The following is a 449-nucleotide window of genomic DNA, read 5'->3' on the forward strand; positions in this document are numbered from 1 at the left end:
TTCACCGAGGGCGGCGAGATCACCTACACGATCACGCTGACCAACAAAGACGGCCTGCCAATCAACAACCACGCAGAGCTGTACTTCAAGCTGACCGATGGCACCACTGTTGTCGTCGCGGCTAACAGCACCACCGGTTCGGCCACTGCAACCGCGCCGGATAACGTCTATGTCGGTGCTAACCAGCCAGTGGTCAACGCCATCGACGCCGTCAGCGGCGCGGACGCGTGGAAGTTTGAAAACCTGAACCTGGACAAGACTCCGGTCAGCACCCAGGTTACCGACGAGCCAGGCACGCCGGGCAACGAAGGTGACCTGGTCAAGGTCACCATCACGGCCGACCAGACTTCGGTGGCCGAGAACGTCAAACCGACGTTCACCGTGCACGTCAACCAGCCGCTGGACCACGACCTGGTCGTGACCCTGAGCAACAATGCCCAGGTCACCAT

1 protein-coding gene is annotated in these 449 nt (G+C 60.8%); it reads left to right on the forward strand.

Annotated features, from left to right (window positions below; all coding sequences use genetic code 11):
- A partial coding sequence (locus ABI582_RS28695) for an immunoglobulin-like domain-containing protein (protein WP_442120994.1) occupies window positions 1-449 on the forward strand: 449 nt, incomplete at both ends.

The organism is Pseudomonas sp. SAS7 (assembly GCF_052112345.1).
Taxonomy (GTDB): Bacteria; Pseudomonadota; Gammaproteobacteria; order Pseudomonadales; family Pseudomonadaceae; genus Aquipseudomonas; species Aquipseudomonas putida_Q.